This is a genomic window from Arthrobacter sp. HS15c, assembly GCF_040812005.1.
Classification (GTDB): Bacteria; Actinomycetota; Actinomycetes; order Actinomycetales; family Micrococcaceae; genus Arthrobacter.
Map to the genome: position 1 here is coordinate 222,116 of NZ_JBFOHM010000002.1, position 15,921 is coordinate 238,036.

General features: G+C 61.5%; 15 protein-coding genes. 12 read left to right on the forward strand and 3 right to left on the reverse strand.

The window, feature by feature from the left end:
* Window positions 1–846: 846 nt before the first annotated feature.
* Window positions 847–1,083, reverse strand: coding sequence for a cupin domain-containing protein (locus ABV518_RS04050; RefSeq protein WP_367765515.1), 237 nt, complete (start codon window positions 1,081–1,083; stop codon window positions 847–849).
* A gap of 370 nt (window positions 1,084–1,453) precedes the next feature.
* Window positions 1,454–2,131 carry a GntR family transcriptional regulator gene (locus tag ABV518_RS04055; protein WP_367765516.1) on the reverse strand — a complete coding sequence of 226 codons (678 nt, stop codon included), beginning with the start codon at window positions 2,129–2,131 and terminating at the stop codon, window positions 1,454–1,456.
* Window positions 2,132–2,537: 406 nt separating this feature from the next.
* Here ABV518_RS04055 and ABV518_RS04060 point away from each other — a divergent pair, with 406 nt between their 5' ends.
* The 8 genes from ABV518_RS04060 to ABV518_RS04095 all read left to right on the forward strand — a co-directional run bounded on the left by ABV518_RS04060 (window position 2,538) and on the right by ABV518_RS04095 (window position 9,351).
* Window positions 2,538–3,227: a haloacid dehalogenase type II gene (locus ABV518_RS04060; protein ID WP_367765517.1), complete on the forward strand. Its 690-nt coding sequence runs from the start codon at window positions 2,538–2,540 to the stop codon at window positions 3,225–3,227.
* Between the two features lie 15 nt (window positions 3,228–3,242).
* The gene (locus ABV518_RS04065) at window positions 3,243–3,728 is read left to right on the forward strand and encodes a RidA family protein (protein WP_367765518.1); all 486 of its coding nucleotides are present in this window, start codon (window positions 3,243–3,245) and stop codon (window positions 3,726–3,728) included.
* A 134-nt stretch (window positions 3,729–3,862) separates the two neighbouring features.
* A complete protein-coding gene (locus ABV518_RS04070) occupies window positions 3,863–4,969 on the forward strand; it encodes an alanine racemase (RefSeq protein ID WP_367765519.1) in 1,107 nt (368 codons plus the stop codon).
* A gap of 82 nt (window positions 4,970–5,051) precedes the next feature.
* Entirely contained in the window at window positions 5,052–5,786 is a 735-nt protein-coding gene (locus ABV518_RS04075) for an SDR family NAD(P)-dependent oxidoreductase (protein ID WP_367765520.1), read from the forward strand.
* A gap of 103 nt (window positions 5,787–5,889) precedes the next feature.
* A complete protein-coding gene (locus ABV518_RS04080) occupies window positions 5,890–7,296 on the forward strand; it encodes an NAD(P)/FAD-dependent oxidoreductase (protein ID WP_367765521.1) in 1,407 nt (468 codons plus the stop codon).
* Window positions 7,297–7,336: 40 nt separating this feature from the next.
* Window positions 7,337–7,462 (forward strand): hypothetical protein, encoded by a 126-nt coding sequence (locus ABV518_RS04085; RefSeq protein WP_367765522.1) that lies wholly within the window; start codon window positions 7,337–7,339, stop codon window positions 7,460–7,462.
* A 3-nt stretch (window positions 7,463–7,465) separates the two neighbouring features.
* A complete protein-coding gene (locus ABV518_RS04090; RefSeq protein ID WP_367765523.1) occupies window positions 7,466–8,599 on the forward strand; it encodes an FAD-dependent oxidoreductase in 1,134 nt (377 codons plus the stop codon).
* 89 nt (window positions 8,600–8,688) lie between these two features.
* Window positions 8,689–9,351 carry a GntR family transcriptional regulator gene (locus tag ABV518_RS04095; RefSeq protein WP_367765524.1) on the forward strand — a complete coding sequence of 221 codons (663 nt, stop codon included), beginning with the start codon at window positions 8,689–8,691 and terminating at the stop codon, window positions 9,349–9,351.
* On the opposite strand, the gene ABV518_RS04100 is transcribed toward ABV518_RS04095, so the two are convergent.
* Window positions 9,338–9,619: a HipA domain-containing protein gene (locus ABV518_RS04100; protein ID WP_367765745.1), complete on the reverse strand. Its 282-nt coding sequence runs from the start codon at window positions 9,617–9,619 to the stop codon at window positions 9,338–9,340. The two genes, ABV518_RS04095 and ABV518_RS04100, sit on opposite strands and share 14 nt — an antisense overlap.
* A gap of 1,685 nt (window positions 9,620–11,304) precedes the next feature.
* Here ABV518_RS04100 and ABV518_RS04105 point away from each other — a divergent pair.
* The 4 genes from ABV518_RS04105 to ABV518_RS04120 are packed head-to-tail and all read left to right on the forward strand — an operon-like array spanning window position 11,305 to window position 15,918.
* Window positions 11,305–11,592 carry a hypothetical protein gene (locus ABV518_RS04105; protein ID WP_284990656.1) on the forward strand — a complete coding sequence of 96 codons (288 nt, stop codon included), beginning with the start codon at window positions 11,305–11,307 and terminating at the stop codon, window positions 11,590–11,592.
* Window positions 11,593–11,604: 12 nt separating this feature from the next.
* Complete coding sequence (locus ABV518_RS04110) at window positions 11,605–13,008, forward strand: type IV secretion system protein (protein WP_367765525.1); 1,404 nt, start codon at window positions 11,605–11,607, stop codon at window positions 13,006–13,008.
* Entirely contained in the window at window positions 12,998–14,461 is a 1,464-nt protein-coding gene (locus tag ABV518_RS04115; RefSeq protein WP_367765527.1) for an SCO6880 family protein, read from the forward strand. The genes ABV518_RS04110 and ABV518_RS04115 overlap by 11 nt, the downstream gene beginning before the upstream one ends.
* Window positions 14,458–15,918: an ATP-binding protein gene (locus ABV518_RS04120; RefSeq protein ID WP_367765529.1), complete on the forward strand. Its 1,461-nt coding sequence runs from the start codon at window positions 14,458–14,460 to the stop codon at window positions 15,916–15,918. Before ABV518_RS04115 ends, ABV518_RS04120 begins: the two co-directional genes overlap by 4 nt.
* Window positions 15,919–15,921 lie beyond the last annotated feature (3 nt).

Genomic DNA, 15,921 nt, shown 5'->3' on the forward strand with positions numbered 1-15,921 from the left:
AAGAGGATTACTCCCTGTCGGGCGCAGCATCTGAACCCTGCTTAGCCAGGTTGGTTCCCTTGGCCGTTTGGGGCTGACGAGGTCCAGGCCTTGGAGAGAGCGCATGCCGAGGGCTTCGTAGGCTGCGATTTCGCCTTCGGCGAAGGCCATTTTGAAGCCGGTGCCGGAGAACGATGTAGCGCAGTCCGTCCAGCTGCTTTCCTCAGCAGGCCAAGGATTGAACGCCAGTCGCTGGTGTAGAGGTCCAGGAAGACGTCCGATCGCACGATATTTGGGTACAGGGCGGGGAAGAGCGGGCTGTCGTGGTTGAGGGGTCAATGCCGTTTGATAACAAACCCACAGGTGTCACCAGCCCTTTTTGACTCGAAAGTACCGGCACGCTCCCTCGGCGAGACTATTTGAAGTAAGACATGTTTCCGAGACTCAGGGAACCCGTGCTTTCCCGCCCGCTCGACCGGCTCATCGGGCCCTCGAATCGGTGTCTTGAAGCTATTGTTTCGAGACTGCCGGTAATGCAGCCTGAAGCTCCTGTGGCGCGGAGTGCGCCGCGGCCTCCTTCTGCCGCTCCTGGGCTGCTGCTCCCGGCTGATGATCGTTCTTCTCGACATTGGTCGCGGCAACGTAGGGACGTTGCCGTGGTACACATACGGTAGGTCGTCTCACATGCAAAAGGGGAGGTTCCGACCTTAACGAGCCGGAACCTCCAAGAGAGGGAGCAATCGTGACTAACAGAACCTGAGCTGGGACCACCGCCCAATAGCAGCTCCAACTTTGGGCGTGCGGTTCTATTAGTGCTGGTCCACTTCCTGCTTTTTGCCTTTCGGCAAAGGAAAATATGGGTCTGGTCTAGCCGGCAGCGGCGAGGGCTTGCGAGACCCACACCTTGCGAAGTGTCGTGTGGACGGTCCAGGTTCCTTCCCAGCCTTCCGGGGTGACGAACAATGAGCCTGGGCCAACTTCGAAGCTCTGGCCGTCAGGCTCCGTGACCGTTGCCGTGCCGCTGAGGATCTGGCAGACCTCGTGGTATCCGGGGCGGTTGCTCGTGAACGTCCCGGGAGTCACTTCCCAGATTCCTGTTTTCATGCCATCCGCCTCCCAAGGGCGGAAGGACACCTCGGTCTGCCCCGGAGTCGTCGAAGTCGCTTTGGGGATGTGCGTTCCCAGGTTTTGTGTCGTGGCGTTCAACACCGTGGCCTTGACCATGTAATCACTCCAATTTTCTTGGGCAGCTCAGCTGCCCTGGCTGATGTGCCAGCCACCAATAGACTGGCACCGTCTCATCCCGCAGGTTGTCAAAATGACTGCGGAGGATGAGTACATTCTTGTGTTTGATCGCTCGGACGCTTTCACGGCACACCTTGCCCTTCGCTCGCTGCTTCCCTACGGACCACTATTCCTGGACGCAGAGTGCGGTGTGGTGAGTTGATCAGACGCAGGCTGTGTTAGCGAGAGGTTAGGATGTGCGTTTTTTTCGTGCTGCTTCCAACATTGGGACAGATTTCTTGAGGTGCCATTCGATTTCGGCGAGGTAGCCGGGTTCGTCGCCGGACTGGATGAATTCCTGGAGACGGCGGTGCTGTTCGAGGATGGTTTCCTTGCGTTCATGAATGTATTGGAATTGTCGGACGCACAGCAGGGTTTCGGCCGCGAGGGTTGAGAACATCCGGTCCAAGCGGGGGCTGAGGGTCGCGCGGACGATGGTTTGGTGGAACTTAACGTCCTCGGTTGCGACGTCCTGCCATCTGTCGTCCTTCAGCGCATCATGCATGCGCTGAAGGACCTTATTTAGCTCGGCGGCGAGCTTGGTTGTGTCTTGCTGGAGGACGAGCCTGCCCGCCTCTAATTCGATGGCGACGCGTGCCTTGTAGATGTCTTTGATGTCCTCAGGTCCGAGGTCGACAACGGAGGTGCCGTAGTTGCGTACGCTGACAAGAAGTCCCTCCTGCACGAGGCGTTGGACGGCTTCGCGGAGAGGCCCGCGGCTGATGCTGAGGTGGGCGGCGAGTTGGACTTCGTTGATGTTCGTCGACGGCCCGAATGTCCCGTCCAAAATCCGCTCCCGCAGATACTCCGCGATGAGGTCCGCGGTCACTTTTGACTGGAACTTAACTGCGCCTTTCATGAGGCTCATGCGCGTTCCCCTTTCTTCACTTCAGCATGCCATTGAGTGTTCCGACGCCGGCCACAGCCCACTTGAGTTGGAATAGCGCTTCCCCTGCACCCTTGCTCTGCTGACTTGGTCACTTGATGGCTAGCTTGGAGCTAACACTAGGGCGGAAAACTGCAAACAGTCAACAATCACCATACCACTTGTGGAGATGCCCGTACTCGCGCCTACCTCAGCGGCACTGAGCACTCCCTGCGGGCTCCCTAGCCGTCACTCAAATGGTCCGAACCATGATTAGGTGAAAACGATTCTCAATAAAAACACTTAAAAGTGTTGACAGTTCACAATTTTAGTACGTACGGTTGGGACATCCACACGGCAGCTGGCCGGGCCATGCCGGGCACTGCCGCCCCTTGATCTTTGGAGAATCATGACAATCGATACCAATCCGAAATTCGTTTCGTTCGATATGAACGGGACGCTGATCCACTTCCCCATCGGCGAGACGATCCAGCGGGTACTTGGGGACCGGCTCCCGCCGGAGCTCGCCGACGATTTCAGGCGGGCCGGCAGCTCGTATCGGATCGACGAGTGCACGGGCGAGTACAAGCCGTTCCACCAGATCATCGCGGACTCGATGAGGCGGACCTGCGCGAGGTTCGGCGTTGAGTACCGGGAGGCTGACGCCCGGGCTGTCTACGAAGAGATCCCTAGCTGGGGCCCCTACCCGGGTGTCACTGAGGCGCTGAACCGCCTGGCGGAGGCAGTTCCGCTGGTCATCATCACAAACAGCGACACCGCCCATGCGATGCGCCTCTCGGCGAACCTCCAGGCCCCGTTCGAAGTGGTGATCACCGCTGAGCAGATGGGCGTCTACAAGCCGCGGCTACGTGCGTTTGAGTACATGTTCGACAAGCTCGGTGCGACGCCGGATGAGATCGTGCACGTCTCCGCGAGCCCGATGTACGACCTCCGACCCGCGGCGGTCATGGGCATCAAGAACAAGGTGTATGTCGACCGCGGCTTCGAGCAGGACGAGCACTGGCTCGGCTACGAGCGGATCACCGACATCGCCGAACTCCCGGTCCTCTTCGGCCTGCCGCGCCCCGCAGCCTCCTAAGGGAGACTTGTACAGATGAGTCTGCCACTGCCTCAAACCGTAAAGGGCGCCTCGGCTGTGGAACGGCTCCGGGCCCTGGGCCTGGAGCTGCCCGTCCTCGCCGATAACGCGTACTACGTGGACCACCGGGCGGTGGACTCCAGCATCCATATCTCGGGCCAGCTGCCTTACAAGGACGGTGTGCTGCTGGGCACGGGCGTTGTTGGCCGGGACATTCAGCTGGAGACTGCGCAGGAGCTCGCGCGCCATTGCGCGCTGAACTGCCTCGCTGCCGCTGTGCAGGCGGTAGGCGATCTGGACCGCGTCCGGATCGTGCAGATGTTGGTCTTCGTGGCCAGTGGGCCGGACTTCGGCTTGCAGTCCCGGGTGGCCAACGCGGCCAGTGAGTTGCTCATCGAAGTGTTGGGTGAGAACGGGCGGCACGCCCGTACCGCTATCGGTGTGGCCGGGCTGCCGTTGAACACTCCGGTCGAAATCCAGATGATCTGCACGGCCGTTTAGTAACAGACAGGACGGCGGTAACGTCCGAGGGCGATGTTGTGCGGGGCCCGCTGATGCGGGTCCCGCACATTCAGCATCCGAGGAAGCCAGCACCGCGCTCCTCGATTCATAAACAGAATTACAAGGAGTACAGCGTGAACCGCATTCAATCAACATTCAAGGCTCTCCTCGAGCGGATCGACACCCCGGCACCGATCGTGCTGGCCGATGTGATGCAGGAGAACATCGACCGGATGCAGGCCTTCGCTACCCGGAACAACCTGGACGTCCGGCCGCACGTCAAGACGCACAAGTGCGTCGAAATCGGCCGGCGCCAGGTCAAGGCCGGGGCGGTCGGAATCACCGCGGGCAACGTGGGTGAGGCCGAGGTCTTCGCCGCGGCCGGGTTCGACGACATCTTCATCGCCTACCCGATCTGGGCTGCCGGAACGAAAGGGATGCGGATCCGGAAACTGGCCGAAACCACCCGGCTGCGGATCGGCGTCGACAACGTCGCGGCGATCAATGCCCTCGCCGACGCGATGGGCGACGAAGCCGGGCTGCTGCAGATCGTGATTGAGGTCGACTGCGGGGCCCGCCGTTCCGGGGCTCCTGCCGAGGCCGCAGGCGAATTGGCCCTCGCCGCGCGCAACCGAGGCCTGGTCCCGGCCGGCGTCTTCACCTATCCGGGCCACGGCAGCGCCGGACCGGACGCACGCAAGCGCGCCGCCATTGACCAGGATGCCGCGCTCGTCACGGCGGTCCGCAGCCTCAGCGCGGCCGGGATCACTGCAGAGGTGGTCAGTGCCGGCTCCACACCCACCGTGGAGTTCGCCACCAACAGCGTCATCACCGAGATCAGGCCCGGCGAATACGTGTTCAACGACCTGAACAACACCAGGCTCGGGGCCTGCACCCAGGATCAGATCGCGCTGTTCGTTGCCGGCACGGTGGTCAGTGACTGGGTCCCCGATCAGGTCATCCTCGATATCGGCACCAAAGCCCTCGGCCGTGAAGGCAACGCAGAGATCGGCTACGGTGCCATTGCCGGCACCAGCGCCGTCCTGTCCAGGCTCAACGAATACCACGGGTTCCTCCCACTTCCCGGCGGGGACTTCCGCCCCGGAGTCGGGACCGTGCTTCCGGTGGTGCCCAACCACGTCTGCCCCGTCGTCGTGAACTTCGAGGAGTACATCGTCACCGACAGCACCGGCGCAACGCTGGAACGGTGGCCTGTCGACGCCCGCGGATTCCTCAACTGACCGACACGGACCGATCGCCCCGGACGGGACGTCCGTCCCCAGCCTGCAACCCCAGCAACTTACCCACAATGGAGTGACCGATATGAGACTTGATAAGACCACGGCCCTGGTCACCGGGGCCAACAGCGGAATCGGGCAGGCAGTATGTTCCCACTTCCGCAACGAAGGTGCCCGGCTGCTGCTTACCGGCCGCAGGGAGCACCTCGACAGCGCCCAGCCCGATGACCTGTACGTCCCGGGAGACCTCAACGACGAGGCGTTCGTCGAAAGCCTGGCTAGGCAGGCGGCCGAGTCCTTCGGAACCGTGGACGTCGTCGTCCTCAACCACGGCCTGCAGGTCAGCGGCCCGCTGACGGAGATGGCTTATGTGGATGCGAAGAACGTGTTGCACAGCAACCTGCTTAGCTCCTTCCTGGTGATGAAGCACTTCGCGCCGCTGATGCCCGCTACGGGTGGCTCGTTCGTCCTCGTCAGCTCACGGCTGGGTATGGTCGGCAAGCCCGATGAAGTCCTGTACTCCGCGGCCAAGGGCGGCCTGATCATGCTCGCCAAAGGTGCCGCGATCGAATGGGCGTCCCGCAACATCCGCGTCAACGTTGTTGCACCGGGGCTGACCGCGACCCCGGTCATCGAAGCATCGTTCCAGCGCAGGGAAGACCCCGAGGCCTACCGCGCCCAGCGTGAGGGCCAGATCCCGCTCCAGCGCCTGGCCACCCCCGAAGAGATCGCCGATGCCATCCTCTTCATGGCGTCCCCGGAATCGTCCTACATCACCGGCGCGGTCCTGCCCGTCGACGGCGGATACACCGCCGCCTGAAACACCAACGTGTGGCGGTGCCACATCGGCTGCCGGCCAAGGCTCCCGCGTGATGGCCCCGCCGTCCTATTAGCCCAGCGGTTCCCAGACAAAGAAGGACACAATGACAGCCCTTGCGGCAACACCCCGAAATGGAGATCTCGGCTTCTGGATGGCCGGCCTCGCGGACAACAGGCAGAGCTACCCCCGGTTCACGGGACAGGACTCTGTGGACGTGGCAATCATCGGCGGCGGCTACACCGGCCTCTGGGCCGCCTACTTCGCCAAGAAACTCGAACCCTCACTCAAGGTCGCGGTGTTTGAGGCAGAACAGATTGGCTACGGCGCCTCCGGACGGAACGGCGGCTGGCTCTCAGCAATGCCCCCGGGAAACCGGGCCACCTTCGCCCGCGCATCCGGCGGAGGGATCGACGCCAGCATTGCACTGCAGCAGGAGTTTGTCGCCGGCGTCGATTCCGTCCTCGATATTCTCCGGGCCGAAGGCATTGACGCGGATCAGAACAAGGGCGGCGCGCTGGTGGCTGCCCACACCAGAGCGGGGCTGGGCCGGCTGGTAGCCAGGCGTGACACCGACTGGAAGTACGGGCTGACCGAAGACGATGTCCACCTGCTGGACCGGGACGAGTTCCAGAGCAAGATCAACATCTCCACCGTCCACGGCGGACTCTTCTACAAGCATTGCGCGCGGATGAATCCGGCCAAACTTGTCTACGGTCTCGCTGGGACCCTGACCTCCATGGGGGTGAGCATCTACGAAGGCAGCCGGGTAGGCAGCGTCGAGGACAAGACCCTTACTGTGAACAACGGGCGGGTGACCGCGGTCAAAACATTCATCTGCACCGAGGGGTATTCCGGACAGCTGCTTGGCAGCAGGACCCTGATACCGATCAATTCCTCGATGATCGTGACCAAGCCGCTGTCCGAAGAAGCGTGGCAGCAGATCGGCTGGAACGGGCTGCAGTGCCTCAGCGACTCCGCTCACACCTTTATCTACGCCCAACGCACAGCGGACGGTCGTATCACTATGGGCGGTCGGGGCATGCCCTACCGCTTTGGCTCCGGCACAGGAGGCGCCGGTTCAACACCCCAGTCCACCATTGACCTGATCTCCACAAAGCTCCGCTCCTTCTTCCCCGGCATCCCCTTCGAAGTGGACCACGCCTGGTCCGGAGTCCTGGGCGTCACCCGTGACTGGAACGGCGGCGTGCACTGGGACCAGGCATCCGGGACCGGATCATCCACCGGCTATGCAGGACACGGCGTCACCGCAGCCTACGTCGGCGGCCGAACCCTCGCGGAACTGGCCTTCGAGACGGAAACCGAACGGACGACGCTCCCCTGGGTCGGCTACCGCGCACGGAAGTGGGAACCCGAACCCCTCCGCTGGCTCGGTGTCCACGGCATGTACCGGCTCTTCGGCATCGCCGACCAATGGGAAGAACGCAGGGACTCCACCAAGACCTCACTCCTGGCCAAATTCGGCAGCAGACTCGCCGGACTCCACGAATAACCCACTCAACCTTTCACCCGAACCCTCCGAACGGAAAAGCATGAAAACCAGAAACACGATCCAGACGGCAGCCGCGGGGCTCATGATGGAGCGCGGTGACGCCAGGTGGATCCTGGCCAATCCCAAGGAAGCCAAGACCCAGGCGCTCCCGGAAAAAGTGCTGTAGGCCATGGACGGAAAACTCGCAGTCGTAGGCCTGGGCAGCATCGGAAGCATGGCGTTGTGGCAGGCATCGCACCTGACCGACTCCGTCACCGGATTCGAGGCGCAGTCACCTGCTCACGGCAGAAGCGCCGTGGGCGGCGACACCAGGCTCTTTCGGATGATCTACCTCGGCAACCCCGCCCTCTACCCCATCCTGGAACGCTCACGGGATCTCTGGGCAGAACTCGAAGCAGAAACCGGACAGGACATCCTCACACGCTGCGGCGGCCTGTCCATCGGCACCGCCGACGGCCCCTACATACGCAGCCTCCTGGAAACCACCCGAACCAATGGGGCTGCCCACGAAATCCTCAGCTACGAAGAGATGGCCGAACGCTACCCGCAGCACAACCTTCGACCGGATGACGGCGCCATCTACGATCCGAACGCCGGGGTCCTGCGCACCGACAGAGCCGTCACTGCCGCCGTCGCCGCGGCCCAGGCCAACGGCGCAACCGTCCACACCAACACCCCGATCGACAGCATCACCGAAACCGGCGACGGAGTTGTCATCACCTCCGGAGACACCTCCTGGACTTTCGAGAACGTCATCGTTTCCTCCGGTGGCTGGTCCCAACGCCTTATGCCTGCGTATCTTAAGGCGCACACGGAAACACGCAGAGTTTTCCTGTCGTGGTTCGTTGCCCGCGACGGAGCCCAGTTCACCCCGGAAAAGTTCCCCACGTTTAACCGGATGTACGAGGGCCGCTCTATGTATGGGGCACCCTCCGTCGACGGGGTCACAGTCAAAGCCACCCTTGACGGGCGGGGCACAGTAACACCGGACCCCGACGGTTTCCCCAGGGAGCTTTCAACAGCCGAAATCGCCGAGACTTTCGAAACGGTCTCGGAATTCATCCCCGGCCTCATCCCGACGATCGTCCGCTCGGACGCATTCCCGGACCTCTACACGAGCGATCGGAACCCGCTGCTGGGTTGGTTCGGTGAGTCACGCAGGATTTACGGCGCCACAGGCTTTTCCGGAGGCGGATTCAAGAATGCCACCGGGTACGGCCAGATCGCCGCACACGAAGCGCTCGGCAAACAGTCACTCAAAGGCCTGGAATTCGTACGCCCGGAGCGTTTTAAGACGAGCTAGAACACACCGTCAGCCTAAGAACTACGAAGTGTTCGTCTTGGAAGTTGAAACGCAATGCCCTAACAACCGACATCGACAAGAGAGGCGGCATGATGGACGGCAAGTTCAAGTGGCAGGAACAGCGGACAACGACGCCGGACGGCGTGTATCGCTTGCTGCGTACAGCCATCCTGGGCGGAAGTGTGCCCCCTGGGAAACAGCTGCGCGAGACGCACATTGCTGCCGATCTCGGAATCAGCAGGTCCCCGCTACGTGAGGCGCTGACCAGGCTTGAGGAGGAGGGTCTGGTTGTGAAGATCCCCTTCCGGGGATCATTCGTTGTGGAGGTAAGTGCCCGCAACGTCGCCGAGATCGCAGCAATCCGGTTACTCGTGGAACCTTACGCTGCTGAACTCTCGGCGCCAACGTTGCGTGGTCCTGAGCGGCTTCGGCTGAAGCAAACCATCGAGGAACTTTACCGGGCCACGGACACGCACGATATCCCGGCCAGCGTTGATGCCCATCTTCGCTTCCACCGGCTCTTCTATGAATTCTCGGGGAACGTGGCCCTGCAAAGTCTTTGGAACGGTTGGGAGAACAAGCTGCGTCTCTACTTAGCGGCCGACCATCCTACATACAGCAACCTGCATGAAATCGCCGTTGAGCACGAGAGACTGGCTGCGTTTGCTTTGGAAGGTGACTTCGATGGCTTCCGTCAAGAGATGGCAAGCCAGTTCCACAATGCGCTCCGGGCCACTACTAACGAAACATAGTGCACGCCCGAGCACTATCCAGACCTAGCGCCTGACCAAAGTCTTCATGGTGCAGCCATTTTCCCTCGTAAGGGTAGTCGAATCGAGTAACGGCGAGCAGTTCATCTGCCGCGAGATGGGCATCCACCGCGGGAAGGCCGGCGGTTCGGGCAACTCGCAGCGCCCATTCTTCAGCGACGAGAAGATTCGGAATCAACTCCATCGCCTTCTGTCGCTTGAAAATGGGCTCCGAAAGAGATTCGAGCGGCGCCCTAAGGCCTGTAGCCAGCCCTTAGGGAATATCTTGATCGCGCCGCCAAGGTGCGGACCCAGGATCGACAAGAAACCTAAGGTGCCAGAGGGGAAAGATTGTTCGCGTCAGCCAGTTCACGACGATTCTCTACCAGCGGCAGTAAGGGGTCAAAGTAGCTGAATACTTCCGGCCCCTCCATGTTGTTCCCTGTGACAGACAGGGACGGCGTGAGCACAAGCGATGACGACCGTACTCTTCCAGTACGAGTGGATCCTACTGGAAGGACAGCTTCTTGGACGCGTCGGTGGAGCGTTCTCACAAAAGACAACATCGCTCTGCTTCAGAATCGTCTCATCTTCGCACAGTGGGATCGGAACGCTACGATCCGCGAATCAACAGACCCTATAGTCCCACGGATGCCTTCAGCCTCCCATCTTGGAAATTACCGTATCCGGGTATGAGGACATCCTCCTGGCCCTGTCTACGCTTGAGGAGTGACTTCCCCTTAGCCCCCTGCGAAGGGTCAGGAACCAGGTGACCGAGTTCGTTCTGACTAGTGCTCCGAAAGACAAGACCTACGTTATGTCGATAGATGAGGCTTTCAAGAGCGACGAAGTGGACGTTGTGATTGGCATCGGTGTTCACGACAAGCTGACGACGACGGGCCAAGGGATAGTGGGTCGAGATCGATACGATGTGCTCCGGGACATCATCAATCCAACTCCCTACCGACGTTGAGTCGATGAAGTTGGTCGTCTCCCACGTCTTACCCAAGAATCTCCCCGCAAGGACAAACACGCCGATCTACAAGTACCTTAGGCTGCCGGGGTACCCGAAGACAGATGGGACTTTGGCGTCCATGAAGTTCCAACAAGGGCTCAGCTACGCGTACCTCAAGGCATGAAATTCTTCGAAGCTACGCAGGTAAAAGAGCGGAGTAATTCTCGGGCCTGGGTTGGTAGGACTACGGACTTTTCAGCCTTCCTGCAAGGAAACTACTGGCACGACGTGGCACGTGTCCTGCCCTTCACGAACAGATCCAAGATTGACATGGACGTACTTCACGCTGCTCTGACGAAGGAGATAGGAGCCCAGGCCACGTGATGTACACGGCGATCGCCAGGGTCATTTGCATCTACGACCTCCTGCTTAATCAAAGGAAGTGCGCACATACGTGCGTGAACTCACCAGGTCAGGCCCTTAGTGTGATCCGCACCACCCCTGTTGCTAATTATCTCTGGGGCCAACCCCAGCCTGGTGCTGGGCACTCTCTGTTCTTGGCCCCGAGTCTGGGCCAGCGCAGTTTGTCCCCCGGTGAGCCGCGAAGCCAGTGTCCTGCGGGCCGCCCTTAGGGGTTTTACATTGCGCTCCGCGTTGCTGACGGACGGACGGGACTTAATTTTTTCTTAGCCCCAACCGTCACCGGGTGATTACCGTCCGAAGCCGCACCGGTTCACCTTCGGCTTCCCGTTGTCCGTATTGCAGGCTTTTGGGCAGATCAGCGTCCGGCTACGCACTGATGTCCTAGACACCGGAAATGCAAAACGTGCCCGAAGCCTTATAAGTAGCGAAGTCAGGAGTCAGGGCGACTGATTGCTACCTGTGCTAATCGTGGCCATTTGTGGACAGATACTAGGTCATGTCGTTCCACCCCCGCCTATCCCATGAAGTCGTGAGCTCAAACTGCTCATCCCAACGGAAGACGATGGACGGAGCGCGCCATGTTTTTGGCAGCAGTCGACCCTGGTATTACCCCAAACGCTAATTTTCCCTTTCTTGAATCCCTGAAGCAGATCGGCGGGGGCATCCTCGTCGGTGCATTTGTCGTGATCGCCATTGTGGCCATCATCGGTGCGGCGATGTTGCTGGCCGGCAAGCTGAGTCAGTCATCCCGGCTCGCATCCGGAGGTGGCGTGATTCTGTTGTGGACGGGACCGGTGGCCGCGATTCTCGGGGGTATCAACGGCTACATCCTGTGGTCCCAAACCGCTTTTCCGCTCGGCTTTTAAGGGCCGCCAGCCATGCCTGTCGAGTGCGATCTCAATGGCTGGTGGCCGCCCGGTTGCGGACTCGTCTCGCAAGCGAACGACGGTGCCACCGGTGCAGTCACTTCCCTCTTTGCAAACATCCTCCAGAACGTCGCTTCCTGGCTGTGGGCATTCATCACCGGAGCGTTTAGCGCCTCAGACGTGGATGACTCGCAGTGGCTGGCGGTGGACGGCATTACCAACTGGTGGGTGATCGTCATGATGACGCCGCTCGTCGTCGTCATGATCCTCCAACTGCTGTCGGGACTGATTAGCCAGCAACCGCGAAGAATAGGTAGGGCCCTGTTGGGTGGGGCCCTGGCAGTTCCCCTCGTAGCGGGCGCCGTTTACCTGGTCCGGCAGCTGACCAAGGTCAGCGACTCCGCTTCGGCTGCCCTCCTCGAGTCGATGGGCTCCGACCCTTATCTCGTCTTCATGCGGCTTTTCGGTTTTGAACGCGCGGCGGAAGGATCGGGCAGGGAATGGAACATCGTTTCCTTGTCGCCGGGAACCACAGGGGGAGCCGTGGGCGGTGTGGTCGTCACGGCCATGGCGGTCATCGTTGTGTGGATACTGGCCTTCATCCTCATGTGTTCCATGATTTTTCGGTCCTTTGCGCTGATTGTGCTGGCCGCCGTCGCGCCCGTTGCCTTGATGCTCGTGCCTTGGGACAGAACAAAGACGTGGGCGCGGCGATGGAGTGAAGTCGTCGTTGCGCTGCTGCTCGCGAAACCTCTGGCGGCCACAGTGCTGGCTGTTGCCGTCAAGCTCTTCGCCGACTCAAAGTCGTTCGCCGGATTGGCTGCCGGAACAGTAGGTATGGCGCTCGCTTGCGGGGCTCCCCTCATGGCATTGCGGTTGGTGAGTTTCGCAGGCGGCGAGTTGGCTGCCGCCGCTCAATCGGCCGGAGGCGGTCACGTGCTCTCCAGGACAAGCAGCATCGCAGCCCGGCAGATGAGCCGACAGATTGGCGGCCGATTCACTTTGGCGGGGATGCTGTCTCGGTCGTCGATGACCCGGCCCATCCGTTCGAGTCGACCCGAGTTTCCCACCCGAGCCCTCCCTGCGGTTGTACCCGCGCCGTCGTCCCCGGGATCACCCGGAGGTGGAAGACGGATGCTCGGCGCCGGCCGCGCTGGCCCCGCCAACGGCACGCCCGAGCTACACGGAACAACGAATCTCGGTGGAGGTCATCGTGACCGCCCGCCGTCGACGCGACCTGCGGCCGGTCCGTCGGAGGGCGTCGACTCATCCACCGACAGGGCCCACACACGGCCAGCCCGGCCATCCCCAGACGCCAGCAGTTCTTCAGCTACGCGCCTGATGAAGGCACCGCCGATAATGCGTCCAAAGCCACCCACCGATCCTCGCCAAGGGGGCGATCCATATGTCCGATGAGGCAAGGACACTCGAAGCAGTTAAGTTTCCCCGCCACGAACGTCGTGGCTTGTTCATGGGCCTGAAGTGGTACCAGCTGCTCCTTCTTGCCAGCGGTGTGCTGGTCGCCAGCGTCGCTTCCGCCGTCGGCGGACCGGCCGCGTTGTTTAGTTCAGGTCCTATGTGGCTTGCTCTGATGCTTGTTGGGCTTCTGCAGTACTCGCGGATTCCTTACCCGGTGTGGGCGACCCACATCTTCCTCTTCCTCTATAGAACCGCCCTGAAGCAGACACGTTTTCTAGTGAGGCCGGAGGCTCCGCCGCTGGCGGGACGGCTTGCCCTGCCCGGGGGCCTGGGGAATCTCGAGGTCCGGCAGGCGCTGCAGGGAGAGTCCTTCATCGTGGACGCCCAGGGCAGGGAAGCGGTGGCGGTCCTCCGGTGCAGCACCAGGTCCTTTGCCCTGCTGGACAGCGATGACAAGGCGTGGGCTGTTCAGGCCTGGTCGAGAGTGCAAGCCGGGCTGGCCCAGCGGCAGAGCATCGCCCGAATCGCAGTCCAGGATTACACGGTTCCCTATCCGTCAACCGCGCTGCGGGACTTTTACGAGAAGAGTGTGCCAAACCGTGCCGGTAGCGGAGCTGCACATACCTGGGGTGAGCGCGCTTATGAGGACCTAGTCGCCGCGGCGGGATCAACCACGAGGCACGACCTGTTGGTCGCCCTGGTCATCGACACAGCCAAAGCACGACGGCGGATCCGGGAGTCCGGAGGCGGACTGGTTGGCCTGGAGCGGGTCATCCGGCTCGAGGTCGAAGCCATGACAACAGGACTGTCGACGCACAATGTGAAGGTCGAAGAATGGTTGCCGGAGCCAGAACTTCTAGGCGTTGTTCGTGGTGCGTTCGATCCCGATGCAGTCGTCCGGGCGGCGGGTAGGGCTTCCAACCCGGTGCCGCTTACGGGTGGACCCATGGCCGTCGAAGAACATTGGGCCTATCTGCGCACGGACTCTGCCTTCCACCAAACGTTCTGGGTCTCCGAGTGGCCACGACAGAAGGTTTTTCCTGGATTCATTCATCCATTGGTCTATGTAGGCGATTTCCGCCATTCAGTGACCCAAGTGATCCGCGCTGTGCCGACTGCGGAAGCGCTGCGCGACATCCGTTCCGCCCAAGAGGCCCACGAAACGCGGAGGCGGATCAATACACGCTTTGACAGGCCACTGACCCGTGAACAGAAGGCAGAGGAAGACGAAGTTGCCCAGCGTGAGGAAGAGATTGTCGCCGGTCATGGGGATGTGCGGCCTGCGGCTTTTGTCACCATCACGGCAGCCTCGCTGGATGACCTGGCCAGGCAGAGACAGGAACTCGAGTCGGCAGCGGCGGGTGCATTCGTTGAGCTGCGGCTGCTCGCCGGGCAGCAGTGGGCCGCCTTCGTTGCCGGGGCCCTTCCCTTCGGAAGGGGATTGCGATGACCGGGAAGCCGGAAGCGGTCCAGTACTTGCCGTCGAGTGAAAGCCGGCACGAGCGGCGTGAGCGACGTCGGGCTGAGGCCGCCCGCCAGGACCGCCAGGGTAACAATGCGGCGCTGAGGCTGGCGGAATTCGCAGAGACGAGACTGGGGAAACCAGGTTTGTCCGGTGAATGGGGGAGCCGGGAACCGAATTCGCTCCGCGGACCGCATCGGCTGAGGCCTGCGCCGCACCGCGCTTCCACGATGACATTCGCGGCGGCCTACCCGTTCATCACTGAATCCGGCCTGGGGCATGAAGGGACGTACATCGGCACGGACGTCTTCGGCTCCGGCGCATTCTCCTATGACCCTTGGATCTTGTACGACAAGGGCATCATCAGCGGCCCGTCCATCGTTGTCATCGGCACGGTGGGGACGGGAAAGTCGATGTGCGGGAAATCGTTGGTGACCCGGTCGATCACTCTTGGGCGGAAGGCCGCCGTCGCCTCTGATCCCAAGGGGGAGTGGGTTGCAGTGGCTAACGCTGTTGGAGGGAAGGTTATCTCCGTTGGTCCAGGGCGGGCAGCCCGGGTCAACCCGCTCGACGCCGGACCTCGGCCGAGTGCTCTGACGGAGGCCCAGTGGCAGGCGGTGGTGCGGCAACGCCGGCGTTACCTGTTGGTCGCGCTGGTCTCGCTCATGCGTCAAGGAACCCCTCTGCGTCCCGTTGAACATACGGCGCTGGACATGGCCCTCATGGAGACAATGGCGCAGAACTCAAATCCGACCTTACCCATGGTCCTGGACCACCTTCTGAATCCGTCCAAGGAGATGATTGCCCTCGTCGGAGCCGACGGCGGCACCGCGGTGAGTCACTCGCTCCGGCGCACGGTCTCGGGAGACTTGGAGGGTATGTTCGACGCGCCTTCCACCGTGGCGTTCGACGCGGATGCCCCGATCATGGTCATGGACACGTCTGCGTTGATTGGAGCCTCTGAGCAGGCGTTATCGCTGGCCGCGGCGTGCGGTGCCACCTGGCTGGAAGCTGCCATCACAAACCCCGACGGCGGCAAACGGCTTGTGGTCTACGACGAAGGTTGGCGGATGCTCGCCGATCCGTACATGCTGGCGAAGATGAGCGAGCAGTGGCGGCTCGCGCGCACTTATGGGATCGCCAATCTGCTGATCATGCACAAGGTCGCCGATCTGAATGAGATCGGGGACAGCTCCAGCGGGCACCGGCAAAAGGCCCTCGGACTGCTGACGGAGCCTGACACGCGGATCATCTACCGGCAGAAGCACGATGCCATGCGCCTGACCAAAGAAGCGCTCGGGCTTACCGAAGCGGAGTGCGAGCACGTGGAGAATCTTCCGAAGGGCGTAGGGCTTTGGAAAGTGGGTAACCGGTCATTCATCGTCGCGAACCGGGTGACCACCGATGAGCTGGAGGTCTTCGGCACCGACGACCGGATGATCTGAGGG

Bases quoted from the DNA above. Each gene is read 5' to 3' on its own strand.
- ABV518_RS04090 (WP_367765523.1), top strand. From the start codon at position 7,466: ATGGACGGAAAACTCGCAGTCGTAGGCCTGGGCAGCATCGGAAGCATG.
- ABV518_RS04065 (WP_367765518.1), top strand. From the start codon at position 3,243: ATGAGTCTGCCACTGCCTCAAACCGTAAAGGGCGCCTCGGCTGTGGAA.
- ABV518_RS04105 (WP_284990656.1), top strand. From the start codon at position 11,305: ATGTTTTTGGCAGCAGTCGACCCTGGTATTACCCCAAACGCTAATTTT.
- ABV518_RS04050 (WP_367765515.1), bottom strand. From the start codon at position 1,083: ATGAAAACAGGAATCTGGGAAGTGACTCCCGGGACGTTCACGAGCAAC.
- ABV518_RS04095 (WP_367765524.1), top strand. From the start codon at position 8,689: ATGATGGACGGCAAGTTCAAGTGGCAGGAACAGCGGACAACGACGCCG.
- ABV518_RS04060 (WP_367765517.1), top strand. From the start codon at position 2,538: ATGACAATCGATACCAATCCGAAATTCGTTTCGTTCGATATGAACGGG.
- ABV518_RS04120 (WP_367765529.1), top strand. From the start codon at position 14,458: ATGACCGGGAAGCCGGAAGCGGTCCAGTACTTGCCGTCGAGTGAAAGC.
- ABV518_RS04075 (WP_367765520.1), top strand. From the start codon at position 5,052: ATGAGACTTGATAAGACCACGGCCCTGGTCACCGGGGCCAACAGCGGA.
- ABV518_RS04055 (WP_367765516.1), bottom strand. From the start codon at position 2,131: ATGAGCCTCATGAAAGGCGCAGTTAAGTTCCAGTCAAAAGTGACCGCG.
- ABV518_RS04080 (WP_367765521.1), top strand. From the start codon at position 5,890: ATGACAGCCCTTGCGGCAACACCCCGAAATGGAGATCTCGGCTTCTGG.
- ABV518_RS04115 (WP_367765527.1), top strand. From the start codon at position 12,998: ATGTCCGATGAGGCAAGGACACTCGAAGCAGTTAAGTTTCCCCGCCAC.
- ABV518_RS04085 (WP_367765522.1), top strand. From the start codon at position 7,337: ATGAAAACCAGAAACACGATCCAGACGGCAGCCGCGGGGCTCATGATG.
- ABV518_RS04110 (WP_367765525.1), top strand. From the start codon at position 11,605: ATGCCTGTCGAGTGCGATCTCAATGGCTGGTGGCCGCCCGGTTGCGGA.